Consider the following 20,341-nt stretch of genomic DNA (forward strand, 5'->3'; position numbering starts at 1 on the left):
GGTCATAAAACAATTAGTAAAGTTGAAAATCAGAATTACAAAGAATCAAGGAGATCGATTCAATGACACAAGTACGGTTAAGCTATGCCTATGGAACCAGCAGTCAGCCTTTATTGGGCATGACGATTGGTGAAAAATTTGATCAGGCTTGCGAGCAGTATGCAGAACGTGATGCAGTGGTGAGTCTGCATCAGGACATACGCCTCAGTTACCGGCAGCTACAGGATCAGGTCAATGCCTTTGCCTGTCAGCTGCTGAAACTGGGTATGCAAAAAGGTGACCGTCTGGCGATCTGGTCGCCGAACTGTGTGGAATGGACCATTACCCAGTTTGCAGCCTTCAAGGCAGGCATTATTCTGGTGAATTTAAATCCAGCTTATAAAAGCAACGAGCTTGAATATGTGCTGAATAAAGTCTCCTGTAAGGGACTGGTGATTGCAGCGCAGTTTAAAACGACAGACTATCAGGAAATTCTGACTAAAATTGCACCTGAGCTGATGCAGACTGAAATTAAATTCCTCAATGCAGAGCGCCTGCCGCATTTAAAGCATGTGATTAAAATTGATGATCAGCATCATACCGGCATCCACCGTTTTCAAGATTTACTAAGCTCGCCTAGCGAACAAGAGCTGGAACAACTGCAACAGATCTCCAGTGAATTGCAGTTCGATGAAACGATTAATATCCAGTTTACTTCCGGCACTACGGGTAATCCGAAAGGTACCATGCTGACCCATAATAATATTTTAAATAATGGTTATTTTGTCGGCGAAGCCATTCATTTAGGTCCGGAAGACCGTGTCTGTATTTCAGTTCCTTTATTTCACTGCTTTGGTATGGTGATGGGTAATCTGGCCTGTATTACGCATGGTTCCGCCATGATTTATCCGTCTGCCGTGTTTAATCCGCTGGAAACCTTGAAAGCCATTCAGCAGGAAAAATGTACTGCGGCTTATGGTGTGCCAACCATGTTTATCGCCATTCTTGAGCATGAACAGTTTGACGAATTTGACCTGTCCAGTCTGCGTACCGGGATTATGGCGGGTAGTCCATGTCCGCAGGAAATTATGCAGCGCGTGATTGAACGCATGCATATGTCTGAAATCACGATTTGTTATGGCATGACCGAAACTGCGCCAGTGAGTGCACAAAGCTCAACGGCAGACAGTGTCGAGCGACGTGTTAGTACGGTTGGCCGGGTACATCCGCATCTGGAAGTTAAAATTGTCGATGAAAATGGCAAGGTGGTGCCACGCGGTCAATTGGGCGAGCTATGTGTACGCGGTTATTCCGTCATGCTCGGTTACTGGGAAGACCAGGACAAAACTCAGGAAGTGATTGATGCTGCACGCTGGATGCATACCGGTGATATCGCTGAAATGGATGATGAAGGCTTTGTGAAAATCAAGGGTCGAATCAAGGATGTCGTCATTCGTGGCGGAGAAAACCTGTTCCCGAAAGAAATCGAAGATTTCCTTTATACCCATCCTGCCGTTTCAGATGTACAGGTGATCGGTGTGCCAGACCATAAATATGGTGAGGAACTTTGTGCTTGCATCATCCTGCATGAAAATGATCCGTGTACTGAGGAAACTATCCGTCAGTATTGTAAGGAGCATATTTCTCACAATAAAGTGCCACGTTATGTGCGTTTCTTCCAGGAATTTCCAATGACGGCTTCCGGTAAGGCGCAGAAGTTCAAATTGCGTGAATTTATGCGTGAAGAGCTGAACTTGAAAGAGATTGCTTAAATTGTATTGATGCGATTCTTAAATGGGGCAAAGCAGTATTTAATGCATGCATTGCCTTCATTTGTATAACGGTTTCGATATCAATGTTTAGGCTTTTCTTACTTTTGATGGGCCAAAAGTAAGCAAAATCCCTTTATTTTGCTGAAGGGACTTCCATGTCCCTCAGCAAAATGGCGACATCCATGTCGCCGGGTCTATGATCAAATTTCAAGAAAACAGTAAATAAGATCAAGCTACAAAATTTAAATATTCAATCTATCTAAATACCCGCCTGAGTTTTAGATTCGTGCATAGATTTAGAGTAAAAATATGGCAAAAAACTTTCACAGTGAAGTCGTGGTCGTCAGTTATGACGATCATATCCGTAAACTGATTCCCGGTTATGAACTGGTGCATCAGCAGATTGAAGCAATTCTCAGCACTGAACTCCCAGAAACCGCACATATATTAATAGTGGGTTGCGGAACAGGTTATGAATTGTCGTATTTATTAGAGCAACATCCAGACTGGACCTTTACTGCAATTGATCCATCAGCAGCCATGCTGAAACAGGCTAGTAAAAATCTGAATTCTATAGATCGACAAAGGGTGCAATTCATCCAAAGTACGATTCAAGATTTGAATCAGCCGGATACTTTCGATGCCGCATTGGCCATTCTGGTGGCTCATTTCATTCCAAATTCCGAAAAAAACGGATTTTTTCAGGCTATCCATCAGTGTCTTAAAACCAACGGTCTTGCATTGACCTATGACCTGATGCAACCCGAAGATCAGCAAGACATCAAAATTATGCAGAAGCTGGCACAGCAGACAGGGTTAAGCATGGTGCAAAGTAGCAAGATGATTGAACGCTTGGAGCAGGATTTTCACTTGTTATCTGCGCAAAATTTTACAGCACTTTTAACCAAAGTCGGATTTAAACAGTGCAAAATTTATTGTCAAATCATGAATTATCATGGCTTTTTGCTCAGAAAATAAAGATCAAAGAACTTTTTGCAAATTCTAAAGTTTAAGAGAATATTCAGGGAAGTATTAAAACAATGTCGGCATATTACAGTTTTATTCAGCGCGAACAGCATGCAGATGGCAGTACTACGGCTTATTACCGTTCTAATATTCATGCACAAGGTGCGTGGAATCCGCATGAGCAGCACATGGCGCCAGCCACCGGTATTCTATGCGTCGAACTGGAACAGTTTCAGCCACGTGCTGACATGCGTATTGGTCGGGTCGGGCTGGATATTTTTGGCCTGATAGCCTTTGGTGAATTTTCGATTACCACACGCATGATCCGTCCGGGTAAAACCATTGAACTGGTTGAAGCTGAAATGTGTGCCAATGGTAAAACCTGTATCGTGGCACGCGCGTGGAGAATGCTAACTTCAAATACCACGGCCATTGCTGGAGTGGAAGATTTTCCGATCGAAAGTCCAGAATATTTACCGGTTTGGGAGGGTATGCGCTGCTGGCCGGGCGGTTATATCCAGAGTATTGAAACCCGGGCACATGCTGACCATCGTGCAGGCAAGGGCATTGTCTGGCTAAGAAATTCGCTGGACATGGTAGAAGGTCAACCGACGACAGACTTTAGTCGTTTGCTCGGTATGGTCGATACGGCCAATGGCATTGTGCCACGTCAGGACCCGAATTCCGGTTGGGGATTTCCGAATCTGGACCTGCAGATTCATATGCACCGTCTGCCGCAGGGTAAATGGCTGGGACTGGAAGTGGTGCAGCAATATGGTGAAGATGGTATCGGTCTGACTAGCGGGATTCTGCATGATGTTCATGGACCTTTTGGCCGAAGTGAACAGATTCTGACCCTGCGAAAGTTCTAAAGCCTATTCAAAAACATCAAGGCCAATTGCCTCAATCTGTATTTATTGGCATGCTGTGCGCAATGAGTCAGGAACAGCACAAGATGCGGATCAGTATGATTGGGGCAGGGCGAGTGGCATATCATCTTGCCCTTGTATTGTTAGCACAACATGAGATCGTACAGATCTACAGTCGAACCCTAGAAAAAGCACAGCAACTGGCTGAGCAATTTAAAGCTCAGGCAATCGCTGAGCCTGAACAGCTGGATCATGAGGTGGATCTGGTCATTATCGCGGTCAGTGATCAGTCGATTGCCAGCGTCATTGAACAGATTCATCCGCATCTGCAGCAGAATCTGATCGTACATACCTCTGGCAGTACCCATCTCGATTTACTGAAAAATGTGCATGCGCGTGCAGGCGTATTTTATCCTTTGCAGACCTTTAGTCTGGAACGCCAGATTGATTGGCAGCAGACGCCACTATTTATTGAGGCGGAGAATGAACAGGACCAAATCCTGTTATTAGAACTGGCAAATAGCCTAAGCAATCGTGTTTATACTTATAATTCTAGTCAACGTCTCAGTTTGCATCTTGCAGCGGTATTTGCCTGTAACTTTGCCAATTATTGTTATGACATGGGCAAGCAGGTGGTTGATGCACAACAGGTCGATTTTAGTTTGTTGTATCCCTTGATGCTGGAAACCGCCAGTAAAGCCACGCAGAATGATCCCAAACAAATGCAGACCGGCCCAGCGATGCGTGGTGATCAGAATATCTTGAATATGCATCAGCAGATGTTAGCTAATATGCAGCGGGAAGATTTGCAAAATGTCTATCAGTTGTTGAGCCAGCAAATCCTAGAACGTCATCGAAAATAAAAGAGCCGGATTTTTTAGTCTAAAATAAAATACTCAATTCTTTTTCCTCTTTAATTTTGGTGAAAAATGAAAAGAAAAAATAATAAAAAATGGAAATAGTATAAAGATGAAAATCTATTTTTCTTCTTAAGTGTTATTTCGGGTGCATTTGTCTTTATATATAAGTGGATTGCAAAATTTCTCCCATAAAAAAGCGCTGATTAATCAGCGCTTTTTTTGAATCTTGGATTAAGAAATTTTCTTGAAGATAAAATCATTAATCTTGTGACCGGCTTCAATCCCGCGACGTTCAAACTTGGTTTGCGGACGCCATTCTGGACGAGGGTAGCTGTTGCCTTTGCCCGCCAGATTTTCCAGTCGTGGACGTTCTTCCAATACTTCAATCATCCACTCTGCATACGGTTCCCAGTCCGTTGCAGCATGGAAAGTTCCGCCAAGCTCCAGCTTTTGCTCCACCAGTGGCATACGGTCATGCGAAACAAAACGGCGTTTAAAATGACGCTTTTTCTGCCATGGATCAGGGAAGTACAATTGCACAGTATTGATACTGTTGTCTGGCATTTCACGTAATACCTGAATTGCATCTGCATCCAGTACACGTAAATTCGTTAGGCCTTCAACACCTGCTTCGTAAATGCATTGCGCAATACCCGGTACATGCACTTCAATCCCGACAAAGTTACGCTCAGGATTGGCTTTGGCCATCAATACCAGTGAACGGCCCATCCCAAAACCGATTTCTACAGTCAAAGGGTGCTCTGGATGTTCAAAGTGCTGACGCAAATCACCCACTGGATATTCCAAAATTAAGTGACCATATTGTTCAAGCGCAGTACGTTGAGAGGTGTTTAACGGCATTGAGCGGCGCATAAACGTCACGATTTCACGGTGCTCGCTTAAGTTTTCCAGCTCCACGACTTGCTGGTCTAATTGATCGTTCGACATAACTTTGGCAAATCTAAAAATTCAGAATGCGGTATTTTAAGTCCTGAGCCGAGCAAGTCAAACTTTTCTCGGTATTTCTCCATAAAAATTGGCGAGATCTTCCAGATAAAATAAAAGAGCCAATTGAGGCTCTTTTATTAATCACCGTTCATCAGCTACTAAACCGGTCAATCAGTGTACTGCTGGCTTCATTTAAACCGATCACTGTTACGTCTATATTTTGGGCTTTAAATTTCTGGATCACATTATTCAACATGTTCACTGAGGTCACATCCCAGATATGCGCGTGGGTTAAATCCAGTTCGACATGCTCAAGTTTTTCCTTAAAATCAAAGAACTGATAGAATTTTTCTGTACTGCTGAAGAATATCTGTCCGGAAATAATATAGCTACGTGAATTGACCGTATTTAAATACGTATAGACATGTATAGTTCTTTCCAGTTTATTAATAAAGAACAGGGCAGAGAGCAATACGCCGACAAATACACCAAGCGCCAGATTATGAGTGGCAAGCACGACAATAATCACGGCAATCATCACGGTATTAAATTCTAGCGGATGTTTGCTGAATTGCTTGATTGCTCCCCATTGAAAGGTGGTAAATGCCACCATAATCATGATCGCAACCAGCGCTGCCATTGGGATATAAGCCAGCCAGTCTTTCAAAAAAACCACTAGACAGAGTAGAAACACACCAGCGACCAGAGTCGATAAACGGGTACGTGCCCCTGAAGACACATTGATAATTGACTGGCCGATCATGGCACAACCGGCCATCCCGCCCATAAAGCCGCTGACAATATTGGCCATACCCTGACCACGACATTCCTGATGCCGGTCACCTTCAGTTCCAGTCACTTCATCAATGACCGTAGTGGTCATCATGCTTTCCAGCAAACCGACAGTTGCCAAGGTAAAGGAATAAGGCAGGATAATTTGCAAGGTTTCCAGATTGAGTGGAATTTCTGGAATCAGGAATACTGGCAAAGTATCCGGGAATTGCCCCAGATCGCTCACGGTACGCATATCTGCACCCAACAACAGCGCTAGCCCACTTAAAACTATAATACAGATTAAAGGTGAGGGAATGGCTTTACCGATTTTAGGGATATAAGGAAACAGATAAATAATCGCCAGACCAATCGCAATAAACAGATAACCGGTGCTATCCATCCGGTTAATTTCCGGGATTTGTGCCACAAATATCAGGATCGCCAAGGCATTTAAAAATCCATAGACCACAGCCTGCGATACAAAGCGCATTAATTTAGCGACTTTAAAATAACCGGCAATGACCTGAATGATACCGGTCAGAATTGTGGCAGCCAACAGATATTGCAGACCATGTTCTTTTACCAAGGTAATCATCAAAAGCGCCATAGCACCTGTAGCCGCAGAGATCATGGCAGGACGGCCGCCAAAAAAGGCAATGGATACTGCAATGCAGAAAGAGGCATACAAACCGACTTGCGGATCAACACCGGCAATGGCAGAGAAGGCAATTGATTCAGGAATCAGGGCAAGTCCCACCACCAGACCTGCCAGTACATCTGTGCGGATATTAGAAAACCATTCTTCTTTTTTCAGGCTAATCACGAAATATCATCTATATTTTGAAAACCTGTGTATGTTAAACAGATAGAGATAAAAATCTACACAAGATTGACTTGCAAAAGCCCGGAATATCCTGAATATTGAATGAGTAACTGCCCCAAAATGACAGTTACGCTTTTTTGCAATTTACAGGTTTGATCACTTGAAAGTTTGTCAGAAGCGATTTAAAACATTGAGAAGTGTATAACAAGGATCAGAAATGAAGCTTTACTATTCGCCAGGTGCCTGCTCACTGGCAGCACATATTATTTTAAATGAAATTAATGTCGATTTTGATTTGGAACGTGTTGATTTAAAAACACATAAAACAGAAAAAGGTACGGATTATTACGAAGTTAATCCTAAAGGCTATGTACCAGCGTTAGAAATTAACCCTGGTCTGATCCTGACAGAAAATGTTGCAATTCTACCGTTTCTTGCTCAACACGATCCAAAACAAGATTTGATTCCACCATCGGGCATGGGACGTGCCAAAGTGCTGGAATGGTTAGGTTATCTGAACTCTGAACTACATGATGCCTATGCGGTGTTCTTCGGTGGCAAGTTATCCGACGATGAAAAGAAAAAAGCCTATGCGGAGATTGATCGACTATTGAGTTATATCGATAAAGCTATCGGTGAATCGGACAATGATTATCTGGTGGATGATAACTTTGGCCCTGCGGATGCTTATCTGTTTGTCTTGACCAACTGGTCGAACCAGATTGAGCATGATCTGAGTCCATATAAAAATATTATTCATATCCGTAATAAGGTGGCAGAACGTCAGTCTGTACAGATTGCCATGCGTGATGAAGGTCTGATTCCTTAATTACTGGAAAAAATAAAGGACTCAATTGAGTCCTTTATTTTTGTTGATGAAAATTTATTTAAAGAAATAGCCGGTTTCCGGCGAGCTGGCATTGGCCATACGCTTGCGCGGCATACGGCCTGCAAGAAAAGCTTCTCGGCCTGCTTCAACGGCTTTTTTCATCGCAGATGCCATCAAGACCGGATTTTGCGCTGCCGCAATCGCTGTATTCATGAGTACGCCGTCACAGCCCAGTTCCATCGCAATCGCAGCATCACTGGCTGTACCGACACCGGCATCGACCAGAACCGGCACTTTGGCATTTTCCTTGATGATTGACAGGGTGTGTGGATTCAGAATGCCCAGACCAGAACCAATCAGGCTACCCAGTGGCATAATCGCGACACAGCCCATGCTTTCCAGCTCTTGCGCCACGATCGGATCATCCGAGGTATAAACCATGATCTCAAAGCCATCGTCAATCAAGGTGCGAGCGGCTTTCAATGTTTCAGTCACGTTTGGATAAAGCGTTTTTTCATCACCTAAAACTTCAAGTTTGACCAGATTGTGGCCATCGAGCAACTCACGCGCCAGCATACAGGTGCGGACGGCACTATTGGCATCGAAGCAACCTGCAGTATTCGGCAAAATGGTATATTTTTCCGGAGGAATCACTGATAGCAGATTCGGCTGGTCAGGATCTTGGCCAATATTGACCCGGCGAATAGCGACAGTGACAATCTCTGCACCACTGGTTTCAATGGCCTGCTGAGTTTCATTTAAATCTTTGTATTTGCCCGTGCCTACCAAAAGGCGTGACTGGAATTGGCGTGAACCAATCTGTAATAAATCTTGCATAATTGTCCCGAGTATTAGCCGCCACCGACCGCGTGAATAATTTCTATTTTGTCTGTATCGCAAATTGGCGTATCGCCCAATCTGCTTTTAGGAATAATCATTTCATTGACTTCAACTGCAAAACGCTTACCCTCAAGCGCCATACTCTGAATCAGTTCCAGCAGATTCTTGCAGTGAGTTTCCTGTTGTTCGCCATTGATGTAAATCATCATTCTAGCAACCCTCCATGATTAAGTGTTGTTCAAACTTATCTGGCGTATTTTAAAGCATTCCAGGCCAGAATTAACCATCCGGCAATCATTAAAGCCCCGCCGATGGGCGTAATAGCACCTAAACCGCGGGGTAATCCTAAGGCCATGATATACAGTGAGCCAGAAAACAGTAAAATGCCGACCTGAATCAGACCGAAGCTCCATTGAATGGGCAATGCAGGGATGACTTTCGCCAGTAAAGAAAGAATCAGTAGTCCTAAGGCATGATAGAAAAAATAATCCGTTGCCGTTTGCCACCAGCCGAGCTGTGCTTCAGTCGCCCGCGCTTTTAAACCATGTGCACCAAAAGCACCGAGCATGACTGCAAGTGCCAAATTAAGTGCTGAAATCGCAATCCACATTTGAATTGATCTTCCTGATAAAGTTTGCGCTCAACCTTAGCATAAATTCAAAATGTGGACATAAAAAAGCCTTCATCAAAGAAGGCTTTTTCGAGGTAAATCAGTAACAGAATTTGGTATTAATTGGATGACATCGCCACTTTAATTTTTTCCATGGCATTTTTTTCCAGCTGACGAATACGTTCCGCAGAAACATTATATTCGGCTGCAAGCTCATGCAGGGTCGATTTCTCGTCATCTAGCCAGCGACGCTGCAGAATATTCCGTGAACGATCATCTAGCTGATCCATGGCTTCGTGCAGGGCAGAGGTGCTTTGCTCCTCATAGTCTTCATTTTCAATCAGACGGGCCGGGTCATAACGGTTATCTTCAAGATATAAAGCGGGTGCCACATGGGTGGAACCTTCATCATCGTCATCGCTTGATGCATCAAAAGCCGCATCATACGCCGTCAGACGGCCTTCCATTTCCAGTACTTGTTCTGGTGTGACATTTAAGTCATTGGCAATCGACTGTGCTTCTGCGAGCGTCAACTTTTTCGATGATTTCTTCAGGCTGCGCAGATTAAAGAACAGTTTACGTTGCGCTTTAGTGGTGGCGATTTTCACAATACGCCAGTTACGGATCACGTATTCGTGAATTTCCGCCTTGATCCAGTGCACGGCAAATGACACCAAACGTACGCCCATATTCGGGTCGAAACGTTTTACAGCTTTCATCAGGCCCAGGTTACCTTCCTGAATCAGGTCGCCTTGTGGCAAACCATACCCTGCATAACTACGCGCAATATGTACTACAAAACGCAAATGCGACATGACCAGCATTTTCGCTGCATCTAAATCTTGGTCATAATAATAGCGTTCAGCCAACTCTTTTTCTTGTTCGGCCGTTAAAATCGGAATCTGATTGACAGTGCTGATATAAGCACCGAGGTTGACACCTGGCGCCGATAATGACAGGGGCATTAACTGATTGCGGCTGTCACTCATGTGTTCTCCTTGAAGTGCGGGATAACCCTAAACTAGGTTTTATCTTAATCCAATCTCTCCGCAAATAATGGATATTTGGGTAGAGAAATGTAAAAAAGTATACGAAAGTGAAGATCAACAGTTTAATTGAAAATTTTTAAGATTCAATTAAGTAGTGAAACTCTGTATCAGAAATTTTTTTAAATTCGAGCTTGAGCTGATGTAGCTGACAATAGCGGCTGACATCTGTCTGGCTATGCGGATCAGATGATTTCAGCAGGAATGTTTTCTGATTCCCGGCCTTTAGTGCGCGCTTTAACATTAATAGCGGCATCGGGCACGGCTTTCCCATGGCGTCTATAAGGCTGAATTGCGCTGGATCTTCGAACATTGCGGTTTCATTTAGATAGCAGAAAAGGCTATAAATAGTAGCAAATATGATGCCAGAACCAAACTGGTTTAAGAAGAAAGAAGATCTAAATGACTTTATAAAGTCTTTTGACAATTTTCATGAAAAAAATAACTAAATCAAACAGAACATGCTAAAAAAAATCTATTAATTGTGATAAACCCATGTTAAGCTCGTTGCGTATTTGGGACTTTGAATAAACAAAGTGATTGTTTTTCACCCTATTACATAAATGGATGTAACCGGGATTTTGTTGATAGTTTTACAGAATGATTACAAGCTTAAAAATAATATTTTCAAACTTGTTTGCTCTGCTGTTTGCAACACCGGGTGGTCCTTCTTTTAGTTTCAATGAGGATTAACTTATGACAGCTGCTCGCGAACAAGGCGTAGTTAAGTGGTTTAACGATACTAAAGGCTTCGGCTTTATTCAACGTAACGGCGGCGATGACGTATTCGTTCATTTCCGTGCTATCCAAGGTGACGGTCACCGTTCACTTCGTGACGGCCAACGTGTTGAATTCAGTGTTGTTAAAGGCCAAAAAGGCTTTCAAGCTGAAGAAGTTCAACCATTAGACTAATCTTCGGATTAAGCTAAAAAGAAAACGCTCCAATATAACTTGGGGCGTTTTTTGTTTATACTATCCCTATCTTAGTGATTACCCAATTAGAGCACCGCTTTATGTCATCTGGTTTTGAAACCTTAAATTTACATCCCAATCTAAAAAAAGCGATTGATGCTTTAGGCTTTACCACCATGACGCCTATCCAGCAGAAGGTTTTGAAATTCACGCTGGCAGGACATGATGCCATTGGCCGTGCACAGACAGGTACAGGCAAAACTGCTGCCTTTTTAATTAGTATCATGAATGATCTGTTAAATAATCCGATTCAGGAACAACGCTATCGTGGTGAGCCACGTGCGCTGATTTTGGCACCGACCCGTGAACTGGCGTTACAGATCGAAAGCGATGCACAGGATCTGGCGAAATATGCTGGTCTCAATGTGGTGACCTTGCTGGGTGGTGTGGATTTTGACAAGCAAAAGAACCAGCTTAATAAAGCGCCTGTCGATATTATGGTGGCTACACCGGGTCGTTTGATCGATTTTGTAGAACAAAAAGAAGTCTGGCTGGATCAGATTGAATTTTTGGTCATTGATGAAGCCGACCGCTTACTAGATATGGGCTTTATTCCTTCAGTAAAGCGCATTGTGCGTTTCTCGCCGCGTAAAGAACAACGTCAGACTTTAATGTTCTCTGCAACTTTCAGCTACGATGTGCTGAATCTTGCACAACAATGGTTATTTGAACCGGTCACAGTTGAAATTGAACCGGAAAAGAAAACCAATGCCGATGTCGAACAACGGGTTTATATGGTCGCCAAGGCGGACAAATATAAATTGTTGCAAGAAATTCTGCGTGATGAGCCGATTGAAAAAGTCATGATTTTTGCCAACCGTCGTGATCAGGTGCGCAAACTTTATGATCATTTAAAACGTGATGGTTATAAGGTGGTGATGTTGTCGGGCGAAATTGCTCAGGACAAACGCCTGAAAATGCTGGACCAGTTCAAAAATGGTAAACATAACATCATGATTGCAACAGATGTTGCAGGTCGTGGCATCCATGTTGATGGTGTATCGCATGTAGTGAACTTCACCTTGCCGGAACAGTCGGATGATTATGTGCATCGTATTGGCCGTACCGGTCGTGCGGGAACCAGTGGTGTGAGTATCAGTTTCCTTGCAGAAGATGATGCGTTCTATCTGCCAGAAATTGAAAAAGCCATTGGGCAAAAATTGCCTTTGACCCGCCTGGAAGGTTACTGCTAATCCAGACCATAGAAAAACCGCTCTTGAAGAGCGGTTTTTTATTGCGCTGTGGTTTAGGCTTATTTGGCCTGACAGCGAAATGTAAGCACTGTCTGATAATCATCATTCTGGTTTAAACCGGTATTGGTACCTGCGATATTCCCGAGAACGGTAGCCGCTGCCTGAATCATCTGACCTGTTTGTTCATCGACCACGCCTTTTAAAGCGCCGTTATAAGCTGTCTTTTCATCCACAATAATTGGGGTTGATCGAGAGCCACAGGCTTTATTGGCCGCAGTAATCGCGTTGTTTTTCGAGGTCAGTTGATTTTTACCTAATCCGGTCACTTCGTACTGGTTATTTTCCTTTTGCACTGCCAATGCAGTCGGGTTTGAGGCACAAGCAGTAAGCAATAATGCGGAAATAGCTAATCCGCTGAAAGCGATTGTTTTTTTCATCATGAAATCTCAAGTAAATACGATGCTGAATATTTCAACACAGCAAGCAGCGCAGATTTTGTAGCTGTTGTATAGGTTTGGCAATTTTTGGTATAGCTCTATGTGAGTTAGGTGAAAAATAGAGCAGCACAGGATTGAAAAACCAAGCAACTTTATCTTCAAATTGTGATGAGCGTGCTGAATCGCTATGAAGTTTCTAGCGTATTTTTCTTTGAATATGCTAATCTTGAGTATGGTTTTTTAAGTGTAGATATACAAGGCAATGACGGAATCTGCGATTGACATCGTTCATCAAAATATTCACCAACGGCAATCGATTGGTCATCTGCTGGCACCCGCACCCAATGCAGAACAACTGGAAAGAGCCTTTCAAGCGGCATTAACTGCACCCGATCATCATCGGCTCAAGCCGACCACATTTGTGGTGGTTCCAGATAATCAGCGTGAAGCTTTTGGAGGGTTGCTGTCGCAGGCGCTCGTCGATTTGGGTGAAACTGAAACAGCGCAGATTGAGCGGGTCAAGAATCATCCATTTCGTGCGCCTTTATTGGTGCTTGCCTTAACGCGTTTGCAGGATCATCCTAAAGTTCCGCATTTTGAACAAATCCTGAGTTCAGGCGCAGCCATTCAGAATTTTCTGTTGTCACTTCAGGTTCAGGGTTTCTCGACCATGTGGCGTAGCGGTGCTGTAGTCGAGTCTGGCCTGTTTAAGCAGGCATTGGGAATTTCAAAAGATGATCTGGTCTCAGGTATTATTTATATTGGCACTGCAGCAAAAGCAATTCCAGCACGTGCAGAGATTCAAACCGGTGATTTTGTCAGTTACTGGAACCAGAACAGCTAGTTTGCAGGGTATAACAGGATATTAAAAAATAAGATGTCAGAATTAAATTTCTCAAAACTGGTAGAACCGGTTGCAGTTGATCATAAGACAGCTTTAAGAGTGACAGTATTGGGTGGGGGCAGTTTTGGTACTGCAATGGCAAATACTGCAGTGCGTAATGGTTGCAATACCATGATCTGGATTCGTGACGAAGCAGTTGCGGCAGATATTAATGCCACGCATATCAATAAACGCTATTTGCCAGATTTTAAGTTAGAAGAAAATTTGCTGGCGGTGTCAGATCTGGAACAGGCTGTGCGTGATCGCGATATTATTTTAGTCGCTATTCCGAGCCATTCTTTCCGGGATGTCTTGCAGCAAATCAAACCTTTTATTACGTCACAAGCCGTGATCTCGCTGACCAAGGGTATTGAAGCCAAAACCTTTAGTTTCATGAGCGATATTATTCGTGAAGTGTTGCCTGAAGTGCCTTATGGTGTGTTATCAGGACCGAACTTGGCCAAGGAAATTGTGGCAGGACAGCCGGCAGGAACCGTGATTGCCAGTCAGTCCGAGCTGGTGCGTTATGCCGTACAACAAGCACTACATAGTGCCTTGTTCCGCGTATTTGCTAGTGATGATGTGCATGGGGTAGAACTCGGGGGCGCATTAAAAAATATCTATGCTGTCGCGATGGGCATGGCTGCTGCGTATAACGTGGGTGAAAATACCAAGAGTATGATCCTGACCCGTGCTTTGGCCGAAATGAGCCGTTTTGCAGTAAAACTCGGTGCTAATCCGCTGACTTTCCTTGGGCTTTCAGGTGTGGGTGATTTGTTCGCTACCTGTAGCAGCCCTCTTAGCCGTAATTATCAGGTGGGTTATGCGCTTGGTAAAGGTAAAACCTTGGAGCAGGCAACGACTGAGTTGGGGCAAACGGCAGAAGGGATTAATACCATTGTACAGGTCAAGGCACGTTCGGAAGAGCTCGATGTGTATATGCCGATTACCTCGGCCTTGTATGATGTGATTTTTGAAGGTGCGCCGCCACTCAATATTGCATTGTCATTGATGAAAAACGGTCATCGCAGTGATGTTGAATTTGTCTTGCCACATCATCAAGTCTGATCTATAACACAGGGACTGTCTGCGAATTGTCATATTCGCTGCTTATCATGCAGGCAAAAGAATATAAGGAAATCAAATGCAACTGACTTTAGTTCGACATGGCGAGGCCGCGCCACCGATCAATGGTAATGACACCAAGCGACCTTTAACGGAGCGTGGTCATCAACAGGCTGAACAAACTGCGCAGTTCTTAAAGGATCTGATTAAGCCTGAAGTGTTTGTGGTCAGTCCGTTGTTGCGAGCGCAGGAAACTCTGGCACATTTGCAGCAGTATTTTAAAGATGTGCCGGTGGTGATCTGTAATACGATCAAACCGGATGATGATGCCAAAGTCGCAGTGGAATGGTTATCGCAACTGCCTTATGAGTCGATTGTAGTGGTGTGTCATATGAATGTGGTGGCTCATATGTCTTCCATTCTGCTGGCTGAATCTTTTCATCCCTATGCATTGGCAGAAGCACGTATTTATGATCAGGCGGTGATTGCCCCGGGCTTATCCACACAGATTAAAAGTTTTATTCCTACACTATAAAAAATTAATTAAAATGGCAGAACACAATTGATGTTGTATTTATGGATGCCAGAAGCCAATGGGGTTTGGCAATGGTCAACTGGGGAATTCTGGAACACTGCGGACACACTTGAGCAGCTGATTCAGGATATACAGGCTCATCATGGCGAAGAGGCGGTAGTATTTTTCCCGAGCCGTCATGTGCAAATTTTGCAGCAGACCTTGCCCAAGAGCCAATATAAGAAAATGGGTAATGATGGCATTAAATATTTGCTCGAAGAATACGTGGTGCTGCCGGTAGATGCTATGAAAGTGCTACATCATTTTCAGCAGCCGGATCAGATCAGCATTATGGGGATTGCGAATTCTACGCTTGAGACCTTGCAACATGCTTTAAGCCTGATCCCAGTCAAGCTGGCAGCTTTGTTACCGGACTTTTTGGTGCTGCCGGTTCCTGATGCCAATCAGCGTGTGATTGCGCAAATCGGTGGACGTTTGCTGGTGCGCGAGTCGGAATATATCGGCCAGTCGCTGGATGATCTAAGCCTTTATCTGGATTATCAGCCCAAGGATCTCAGCTATAAGGTGAGCAATCTGAATCAGGAGCAGTTGCGTAGTCTTGAAGCACTGGTCACTCAGGAGCAACTGGAGTCTTTCCAATATGGAATTCCTGTACTGAAAAAACCGAAACAGCATCCGTTTAATGTCTTGCCTAAAGCAAAATCCAATGGCGCTATTTCCGGCTACTGGAAAGCCTGCGCGGCGGTTTTTCTGGGTATTTTAGTATTGCAGTTTAGTTATGATGCTGTGCGCTGGTATCAATATAAGAAAGTGGCGAATCAGACCGCCGCGCAAGCCATCGACCAGTTTAAATACTGGTTTGGACAAAATTATCCGGTCACTGAGCAGAATATCAAAAGTCAGTTTGAAGGGCAGTTGCGTCAAAGCCAGATTGCAGATACGCATGCATTGCAGCTGATTAGTCGGGTGGGGCCAGTCTTGATGCAAAATCAGATTGTGGCACAACGGGTGAATTATGATGCTTCTGTGTTAAGTATGGAGCTTAAGGCCAATTCATCAGAAACGTTAAATGCACTGACCACACAATTAAGCCAGCAAGGCTTTAAGGTGGAGCTGGGGAATATTCAGGCCAGCGGAACAGCTGCGATCGGACTGGTGAGGATTCAATAATGAAAGGCATTGAAGCGCTACAAAATCGTATGGATCAGTCTTTTGAAAAACTGAGTGATTATCTGGACAGCTTGTCGGTACGTGAACGGGTAATGGTGATTTTTACCACTGTTTTTGTGATTGTGGCGGCAGTCGGTTCTGCACTCTGGTATATGCATCAGGCGGCAGATACCCAGCAAAAACGCTTAAATCAGCTGAAAGATACCATTGTTTGGATGCAAAGTAATGCAGTAACCATGAAACCGGCTGGGGACACCCAACTGGATGCAGCGGAGAAAGTACAGCGAGTCGCACAGCAGCAAGGATTGTCGGTGGCTTCCCAGCAAATGGAAGGAAAAATTCAATTGGCGGTCATGCATGAAAATTATGCAGTACTGGCAAATTTCCTGACTCAGCTGGCACAAATGGGGCTAAGTATCGAGAAAATGGAACTAAATAATGAGGCAGGACAGATTAAATTAACGGCGACCATACAATAAACGGTAAAAATAAAGATTTGCAAAGCATGGTTTTTTTGTCAGCCTATGCCTATAATATGCCGACTTAAAAAGCAGTAGACTTTTCTGGATATGTTGTATTCTCTAGCCCGCCCTTTGTTGTTTTCTTTAGCACCAGAGCGTGCACATGAGCTGACATTATCACTATTGAAATCATCCCATAAAATGGGCTTGATGCGTCAAAACGTTGCTGCGAAACCTGTGACCTGTATGGGAATCGAATTTCCCAATCCGGTAGGTCTTGCGGCAGGTTTGGACAAAAATGGTGCCTATATTGACGCCCTTGCCGGTCAAGGTTTTGGTTTTATTGAAATTGGTACCATTACCCCGCGACCGCAAGCCGGCAATCCTCATCCGCGTTTATTCCGTTTGCCACAGGCCAAAGCCATTATTAACCGTATGGGCTTTAATAATGATGGCGTGGATCAGCTGGTTGAAAATGTCAAAGCGGCCAAATTTAAAGGCATTCTCGGTATTAATATCGGTAAAAACGCTGATACTCCGGTAGAAAAAGCAGTAGATGATTACCTCATCTGTTTAGAAAAAGTCTATAATTATGCTTCTTATATTACCGTCAACATTTCTTCTCCCAATACCAAAAACCTGCGCAGCCTGCAAAGTGGTGATGCACTTACCGAACTGCTGGAAACGCTGAAAAACCGTCAACTTGAATTGGCTCAGGAATACCAGCATTATGTACCTTTGGTACTCAAAGTGGCGCCTGATCTGGATAACAGCGATATTACCTTTATTGCCAAACAGTTATTGCAATTCAAGATCGATGGTCTGATCGTGACCAATACCACACTGTCGCGTGAAGGTGTAGAGGGTCTGGAGCATGCAGAAGAAGCGGGCGGTTTGTCTGGCGCGCCGGTATTTGAGAAAAGTACCGCATGTCTGGCTGCATTTGCTGCGGTATTAAAAGGACAAATTCCATTGATTGGTGTGGGTGGTATTCTTTCAGGTGCAGATGCTGCTGCCAAGAAACAGGCAGGCGCCAACCTTGTACAAGTTTATAGTGGCCTCATCTATACCGGACCTAAACTTGTAAAAGATTGTGTAGACGCACTTTAAATCCTATGAATGCCATTGATATCTTTCTACTGATTATCTTGCTCATTGGAGGGCTCAACGGTTTGCGTCAAGGATTTATTAAAGCCTTTGCGAACTTAGTGGGATGGATCTTTGCCCTGATTGTTGCGGCAAAATATTCAACGCTACTTGCGCCGTCTATGGTTGCTCTGAGTACAGATCCAGTCGTACAAAAGATTGCGGCCTTCGCTTTTATCGTCCTGCTGATTGTAGTTCTGACCTGGATCGTTACTGCACTGTTGAACCGTATTTTAAAGAGTCTTAAACTGGGTCCTCTTAACCGTCTGGCGGGTGGTGTCTTTGGTAGCCTGAAAGGTTTGCTGATTGTTCTGATTACCATGCAGGGAATTGGCCCGTGGGTAGAAAGCTCACCTCACTGGAAACAGTCCAAGTTTATTCAAGCCTTATTGCCTTATGCGCCTTGGGCGACTCAAATGTCGAAAGAAGCCGCGAATGGCGCACTACAACATATCAAGCCTGAAGGGACATCGAAACCTTCAGCTTCATCATCTGAAACATCGCCCAAGTCTGGAGCTGCAGATGAGTCTACAAATAATCCTTTTTATTAATCCTAGCTTGTCTGCGAGGTTGCTATGTGTGGAGTAGTTGGTATAGCTGGTAAATCACCCGTTAACCAAATGTTGTTTGATGCATTAACGATGTTACAACATCGTGGACAAGATGCAGCTGGGATCGTGACATGTGATGAAGGACGTTTATTCCTGCGCAAAGACAACGGCATGGTGCGTGATGTATTCCATACTCGTCATATGCGTGCTTTGAAAGGAAATTACGGTATTGGTCATGTGCGTTATCCAACAGCCGGTTCATCGAGCAGTGCTGAAGCACAGCCGTTTTATGTGAACTCACCGTACGGGATTACCTTAGCACATAATGGTAACCTGACCAATGCCGAAGAAATTCATGATGACCTGTTCAAAACTGACTTGCGTCATATGAACACTGATTCTGATTCAGAAGTCCTGTTAAACGTGTTTGCGCATGAACTGCAAAAACATGGCAAACTGGTACCGACGTCGGAAGATATTTTCCATGCGGTAACACGTGTGCATGAGCGTTGTAAAGGTGCTTATGGCGTGGTGGCGATGATTACCGGTCAGGGTCTGGTAGGCTTCCGTGATCCAAATGGTATTCGTCCATTGATCTACGGTTCGCGTGAAACTGAACAGGGTATGGAGTATATCATTGCTTCTGAGTCGGTTGCGATTACTGCGCTGGGCTTTAAAGTTGAGCGTGATATTTTGCCTGGTGAAGCGATATTTATTGATTTAGAAGGTAACTTCTTCACCAAGCAATGTGCAGTGAATGCTGAATACCGTCCTTGTATTTTTGAATATGTTTATTTTGCCCGTCCAGATGCCATCATTGATGGAATCTCGGTGTATAAAGCACGTTTAAAAATGGGTGAGAAGCTGGCGCAAAAGATTCTGCGCGAGTGGGGTGAAGAGCATGATATTGATGTGGTGATTCCGATTCCGGATACTTCACGTACTTCTGCATTGGAACTTGCCAATATGCTGGGTGTGAAATTCCGTGAAGGTTTCATGAAAAACCGTTACATTGGTCGTACCTTCATTATGCCTGGTCAGCAGCTGCGTAAAAAATCGGTACGTCAGAAACTGAACCCGGTTGAGCTTGAGTTTAAAGGTAAAAATGTACTGTTGGTGGATGACTCGATTGTCCGTGGTACAACCTGTAATGAAATTATCCAGATGGCTCGTGATTCTGGCGCGAAAAAAGTATTCTTTGCTTCTGCAGCACCGATGGTGAAATATCCAAACGTTTATGGTATTGATATGCCGGCGAAATCTGAGCTGATTGCATCGGAACGTAGCGTGGAAGAAATCCGTGAAATTATTGGTGCTGACCGTCTGATTTTTCAGGATCTGGAAGATTTGAAAGATGCGGTAAGAACCACCAAGGTGCCGGACGTCAAAGACTTTGATTGTTCAGTGTTTGATGGCATCTATGTTTCGGGTGGCATTGATGCGCAATATCTGGATGACCTACAGCAAAAACGTAGTGACAGTGCCATGAAAGAAAGCAATTATATTGATGTCAATATTGATGCAGCCTCAGTGGATTTGACTGGTGTACGCGAAGTCTAAGTAGTTAAAATCATCATGAAAAAGCGGGAATTTCCCGCTTTTTTGTTTTATG

Annotated in this window: 23 protein-coding genes; 15 read left to right on the plus strand and 8 right to left on the minus strand. The window is 44.0% G+C overall.

The features are described from left to right. Positions 1-62 precede the first annotated feature (62 nt). From G4D73_RS00560 to G4D73_RS00575, 4 genes are all read left to right on the plus strand, one after another. On the plus strand, positions 63-1,751 hold the full coding sequence (locus G4D73_RS00560) for an AMP-binding protein (protein WP_213687126.1): 1,689 nt from the start codon (positions 63-65) through the stop codon (positions 1,749-1,751). A gap of 309 nt (positions 1,752-2,060) precedes the next feature. Next, entirely contained in the window at positions 2,061-2,729 is a 669-nt protein-coding gene (locus G4D73_RS00565) for a class I SAM-dependent methyltransferase (protein ID WP_213687127.1), read from the plus strand. A gap of 62 nt (positions 2,730-2,791) precedes the next feature. Beyond that, complete coding sequence (locus G4D73_RS00570) at positions 2,792-3,589, plus strand: thioesterase family protein (RefSeq protein ID WP_004280113.1); 798 nt, start codon at positions 2,792-2,794, stop codon at positions 3,587-3,589. 83 nt (positions 3,590-3,672) lie between these two features. Beyond that, positions 3,673-4,449: a Rossmann-like and DUF2520 domain-containing protein gene (locus G4D73_RS00575; protein WP_266100019.1), complete on the plus strand. Its 777-nt coding sequence runs from the start codon at positions 3,673-3,675 to the stop codon at positions 4,447-4,449. A gap of 228 nt (positions 4,450-4,677) precedes the next feature. On the opposite strand, the gene trmB is transcribed toward G4D73_RS00575, so the two are convergent. Next, the gene (gene trmB / locus G4D73_RS00580) at positions 4,678-5,394 is read right to left on the minus strand and encodes a tRNA (guanosine(46)-N7)-methyltransferase TrmB (protein ID WP_213687129.1); all 717 of its coding nucleotides are present in this window, start codon (positions 5,392-5,394) and stop codon (positions 4,678-4,680) included. A gap of 151 nt (positions 5,395-5,545) precedes the next feature. Further along, positions 5,546-6,991: a SulP family inorganic anion transporter gene (locus G4D73_RS00585; protein ID WP_180086738.1), complete on the minus strand. Its 1,446-nt coding sequence runs from the start codon at positions 6,989-6,991 to the stop codon at positions 5,546-5,548. Between the two features lie 217 nt (positions 6,992-7,208). Here G4D73_RS00585 and G4D73_RS00590 point away from each other — a divergent pair, with 217 nt between their 5' ends. Continuing rightward, entirely contained in the window at positions 7,209-7,820 is a 612-nt protein-coding gene (locus G4D73_RS00590) for a glutathione binding-like protein (RefSeq protein ID WP_004729975.1), read from the plus strand. Between the two features lie 54 nt (positions 7,821-7,874). Here G4D73_RS00590 and G4D73_RS00595 read toward each other — a convergent pair whose 3' ends face one another. The 5 genes from G4D73_RS00595 to G4D73_RS00615 all read right to left on the minus strand — a co-directional run bounded on the left by G4D73_RS00595 (position 7,875) and on the right by G4D73_RS00615 (position 10,629). Continuing rightward, positions 7,875-8,657 (minus strand): thiazole synthase, encoded by a 783-nt coding sequence (locus G4D73_RS00595; protein WP_004646601.1) that lies wholly within the window; start codon positions 8,655-8,657, stop codon positions 7,875-7,877. Positions 8,658-8,671: 14 nt separating this feature from the next. After that, positions 8,672-8,869, minus strand: a complete 198-nt coding sequence (gene thiS, locus G4D73_RS00600) for a sulfur carrier protein ThiS (protein WP_004280105.1) — start codon at positions 8,867-8,869, stop codon at positions 8,672-8,674. A gap of 35 nt (positions 8,870-8,904) precedes the next feature. Next, complete coding sequence (locus G4D73_RS00605; RefSeq protein WP_004280103.1) at positions 8,905-9,270, minus strand: DUF423 domain-containing protein; 366 nt, start codon at positions 9,268-9,270, stop codon at positions 8,905-8,907. A 119-nt stretch (positions 9,271-9,389) separates the two neighbouring features. Then, a complete protein-coding gene (rpoH, locus tag G4D73_RS00610) occupies positions 9,390-10,259 on the minus strand; it encodes an RNA polymerase sigma factor RpoH (protein WP_004280101.1) in 870 nt (289 codons plus the stop codon). Between the two features lie 136 nt (positions 10,260-10,395). Beyond that, entirely contained in the window at positions 10,396-10,629 is a 234-nt protein-coding gene (locus tag G4D73_RS00615) for a sulfurtransferase TusA family protein (protein ID WP_213687130.1), read from the minus strand. Between the two features lie 383 nt (positions 10,630-11,012). On the opposite strand from G4D73_RS00615, the gene G4D73_RS00620 reads away from it, so the two are divergent. Together G4D73_RS00620 and rhlB are read left to right on the plus strand one after the other, a co-directional pair. Then, positions 11,013-11,228 (plus strand): cold-shock protein, encoded by a 216-nt coding sequence (locus G4D73_RS00620; protein ID WP_004280099.1) that lies wholly within the window; start codon positions 11,013-11,015, stop codon positions 11,226-11,228. A 101-nt stretch (positions 11,229-11,329) separates the two neighbouring features. Further along, on the plus strand, positions 11,330-12,481 hold the full coding sequence (gene rhlB, locus G4D73_RS00625) for an ATP-dependent RNA helicase RhlB (protein ID WP_004280098.1): 1,152 nt from the start codon (positions 11,330-11,332) through the stop codon (positions 12,479-12,481). Positions 12,482-12,540: 59 nt separating this feature from the next. Here rhlB and G4D73_RS00630 read toward each other — a convergent pair whose 3' ends face one another. Further along, positions 12,541-12,921 carry a hypothetical protein gene (locus G4D73_RS00630; protein WP_004646604.1) on the minus strand — a complete coding sequence of 127 codons (381 nt, stop codon included), beginning with the start codon at positions 12,919-12,921 and terminating at the stop codon, positions 12,541-12,543. A gap of 259 nt (positions 12,922-13,180) precedes the next feature. Between G4D73_RS00630 and G4D73_RS00635 the strand changes: the two genes are divergently transcribed. The 8 genes from G4D73_RS00635 (at position 13,181) to purF (ending at position 20,289) form a co-directional block, all read left to right on the plus strand. Beyond that, positions 13,181-13,762, plus strand: coding sequence for a nitroreductase family protein (locus G4D73_RS00635; protein WP_044112675.1), 582 nt, complete (start codon positions 13,181-13,183; stop codon positions 13,760-13,762). Positions 13,763-13,795: 33 nt separating this feature from the next. Then, positions 13,796-14,869: an NAD(P)H-dependent glycerol-3-phosphate dehydrogenase gene (locus G4D73_RS00640; RefSeq protein WP_004280094.1), complete on the plus strand. Its 1,074-nt coding sequence runs from the start codon at positions 13,796-13,798 to the stop codon at positions 14,867-14,869. A gap of 76 nt (positions 14,870-14,945) precedes the next feature. Continuing rightward, entirely contained in the window at positions 14,946-15,401 is a 456-nt protein-coding gene (locus G4D73_RS00645; RefSeq protein WP_005107300.1) for a phosphoglycerate mutase family protein, read from the plus strand. 30 nt (positions 15,402-15,431) lie between these two features. Continuing rightward, positions 15,432-16,571: a type II secretion system protein GspL gene (gspL, locus tag G4D73_RS00650; RefSeq protein WP_180086739.1), complete on the plus strand. Its 1,140-nt coding sequence runs from the start codon at positions 15,432-15,434 to the stop codon at positions 16,569-16,571. Continuing rightward, entirely contained in the window at positions 16,571-17,050 is a 480-nt protein-coding gene (gene gspM, locus G4D73_RS00655) for a type II secretion system protein GspM (protein ID WP_004280088.1), read from the plus strand. Before gspL ends, gspM begins: the two co-directional genes overlap by 1 nt. Positions 17,051-17,140: 90 nt before the next feature. Further along, positions 17,141-18,142 (plus strand): quinone-dependent dihydroorotate dehydrogenase, encoded by a 1,002-nt coding sequence (locus G4D73_RS00660; RefSeq protein ID WP_213687131.1) that lies wholly within the window; start codon positions 17,141-17,143, stop codon positions 18,140-18,142. Between the two features lie 5 nt (positions 18,143-18,147). After that, positions 18,148-18,729: a CvpA family protein gene (locus tag G4D73_RS00665; RefSeq protein WP_213687132.1), complete on the plus strand. Its 582-nt coding sequence runs from the start codon at positions 18,148-18,150 to the stop codon at positions 18,727-18,729. 24 nt (positions 18,730-18,753) lie between these two features. Beyond that, positions 18,754-20,289: an amidophosphoribosyltransferase gene (gene purF / locus G4D73_RS00670; protein WP_114541762.1), complete on the plus strand. Its 1,536-nt coding sequence runs from the start codon at positions 18,754-18,756 to the stop codon at positions 20,287-20,289. The last annotated feature ends 52 nt before the right edge of the window (positions 20,290-20,341 follow it).

Source organism: Acinetobacter sp. WY4, assembly GCF_018438165.1.
In the GTDB taxonomy this organism is placed as follows: domain Bacteria; phylum Pseudomonadota; class Gammaproteobacteria; order Pseudomonadales; family Moraxellaceae; genus Acinetobacter.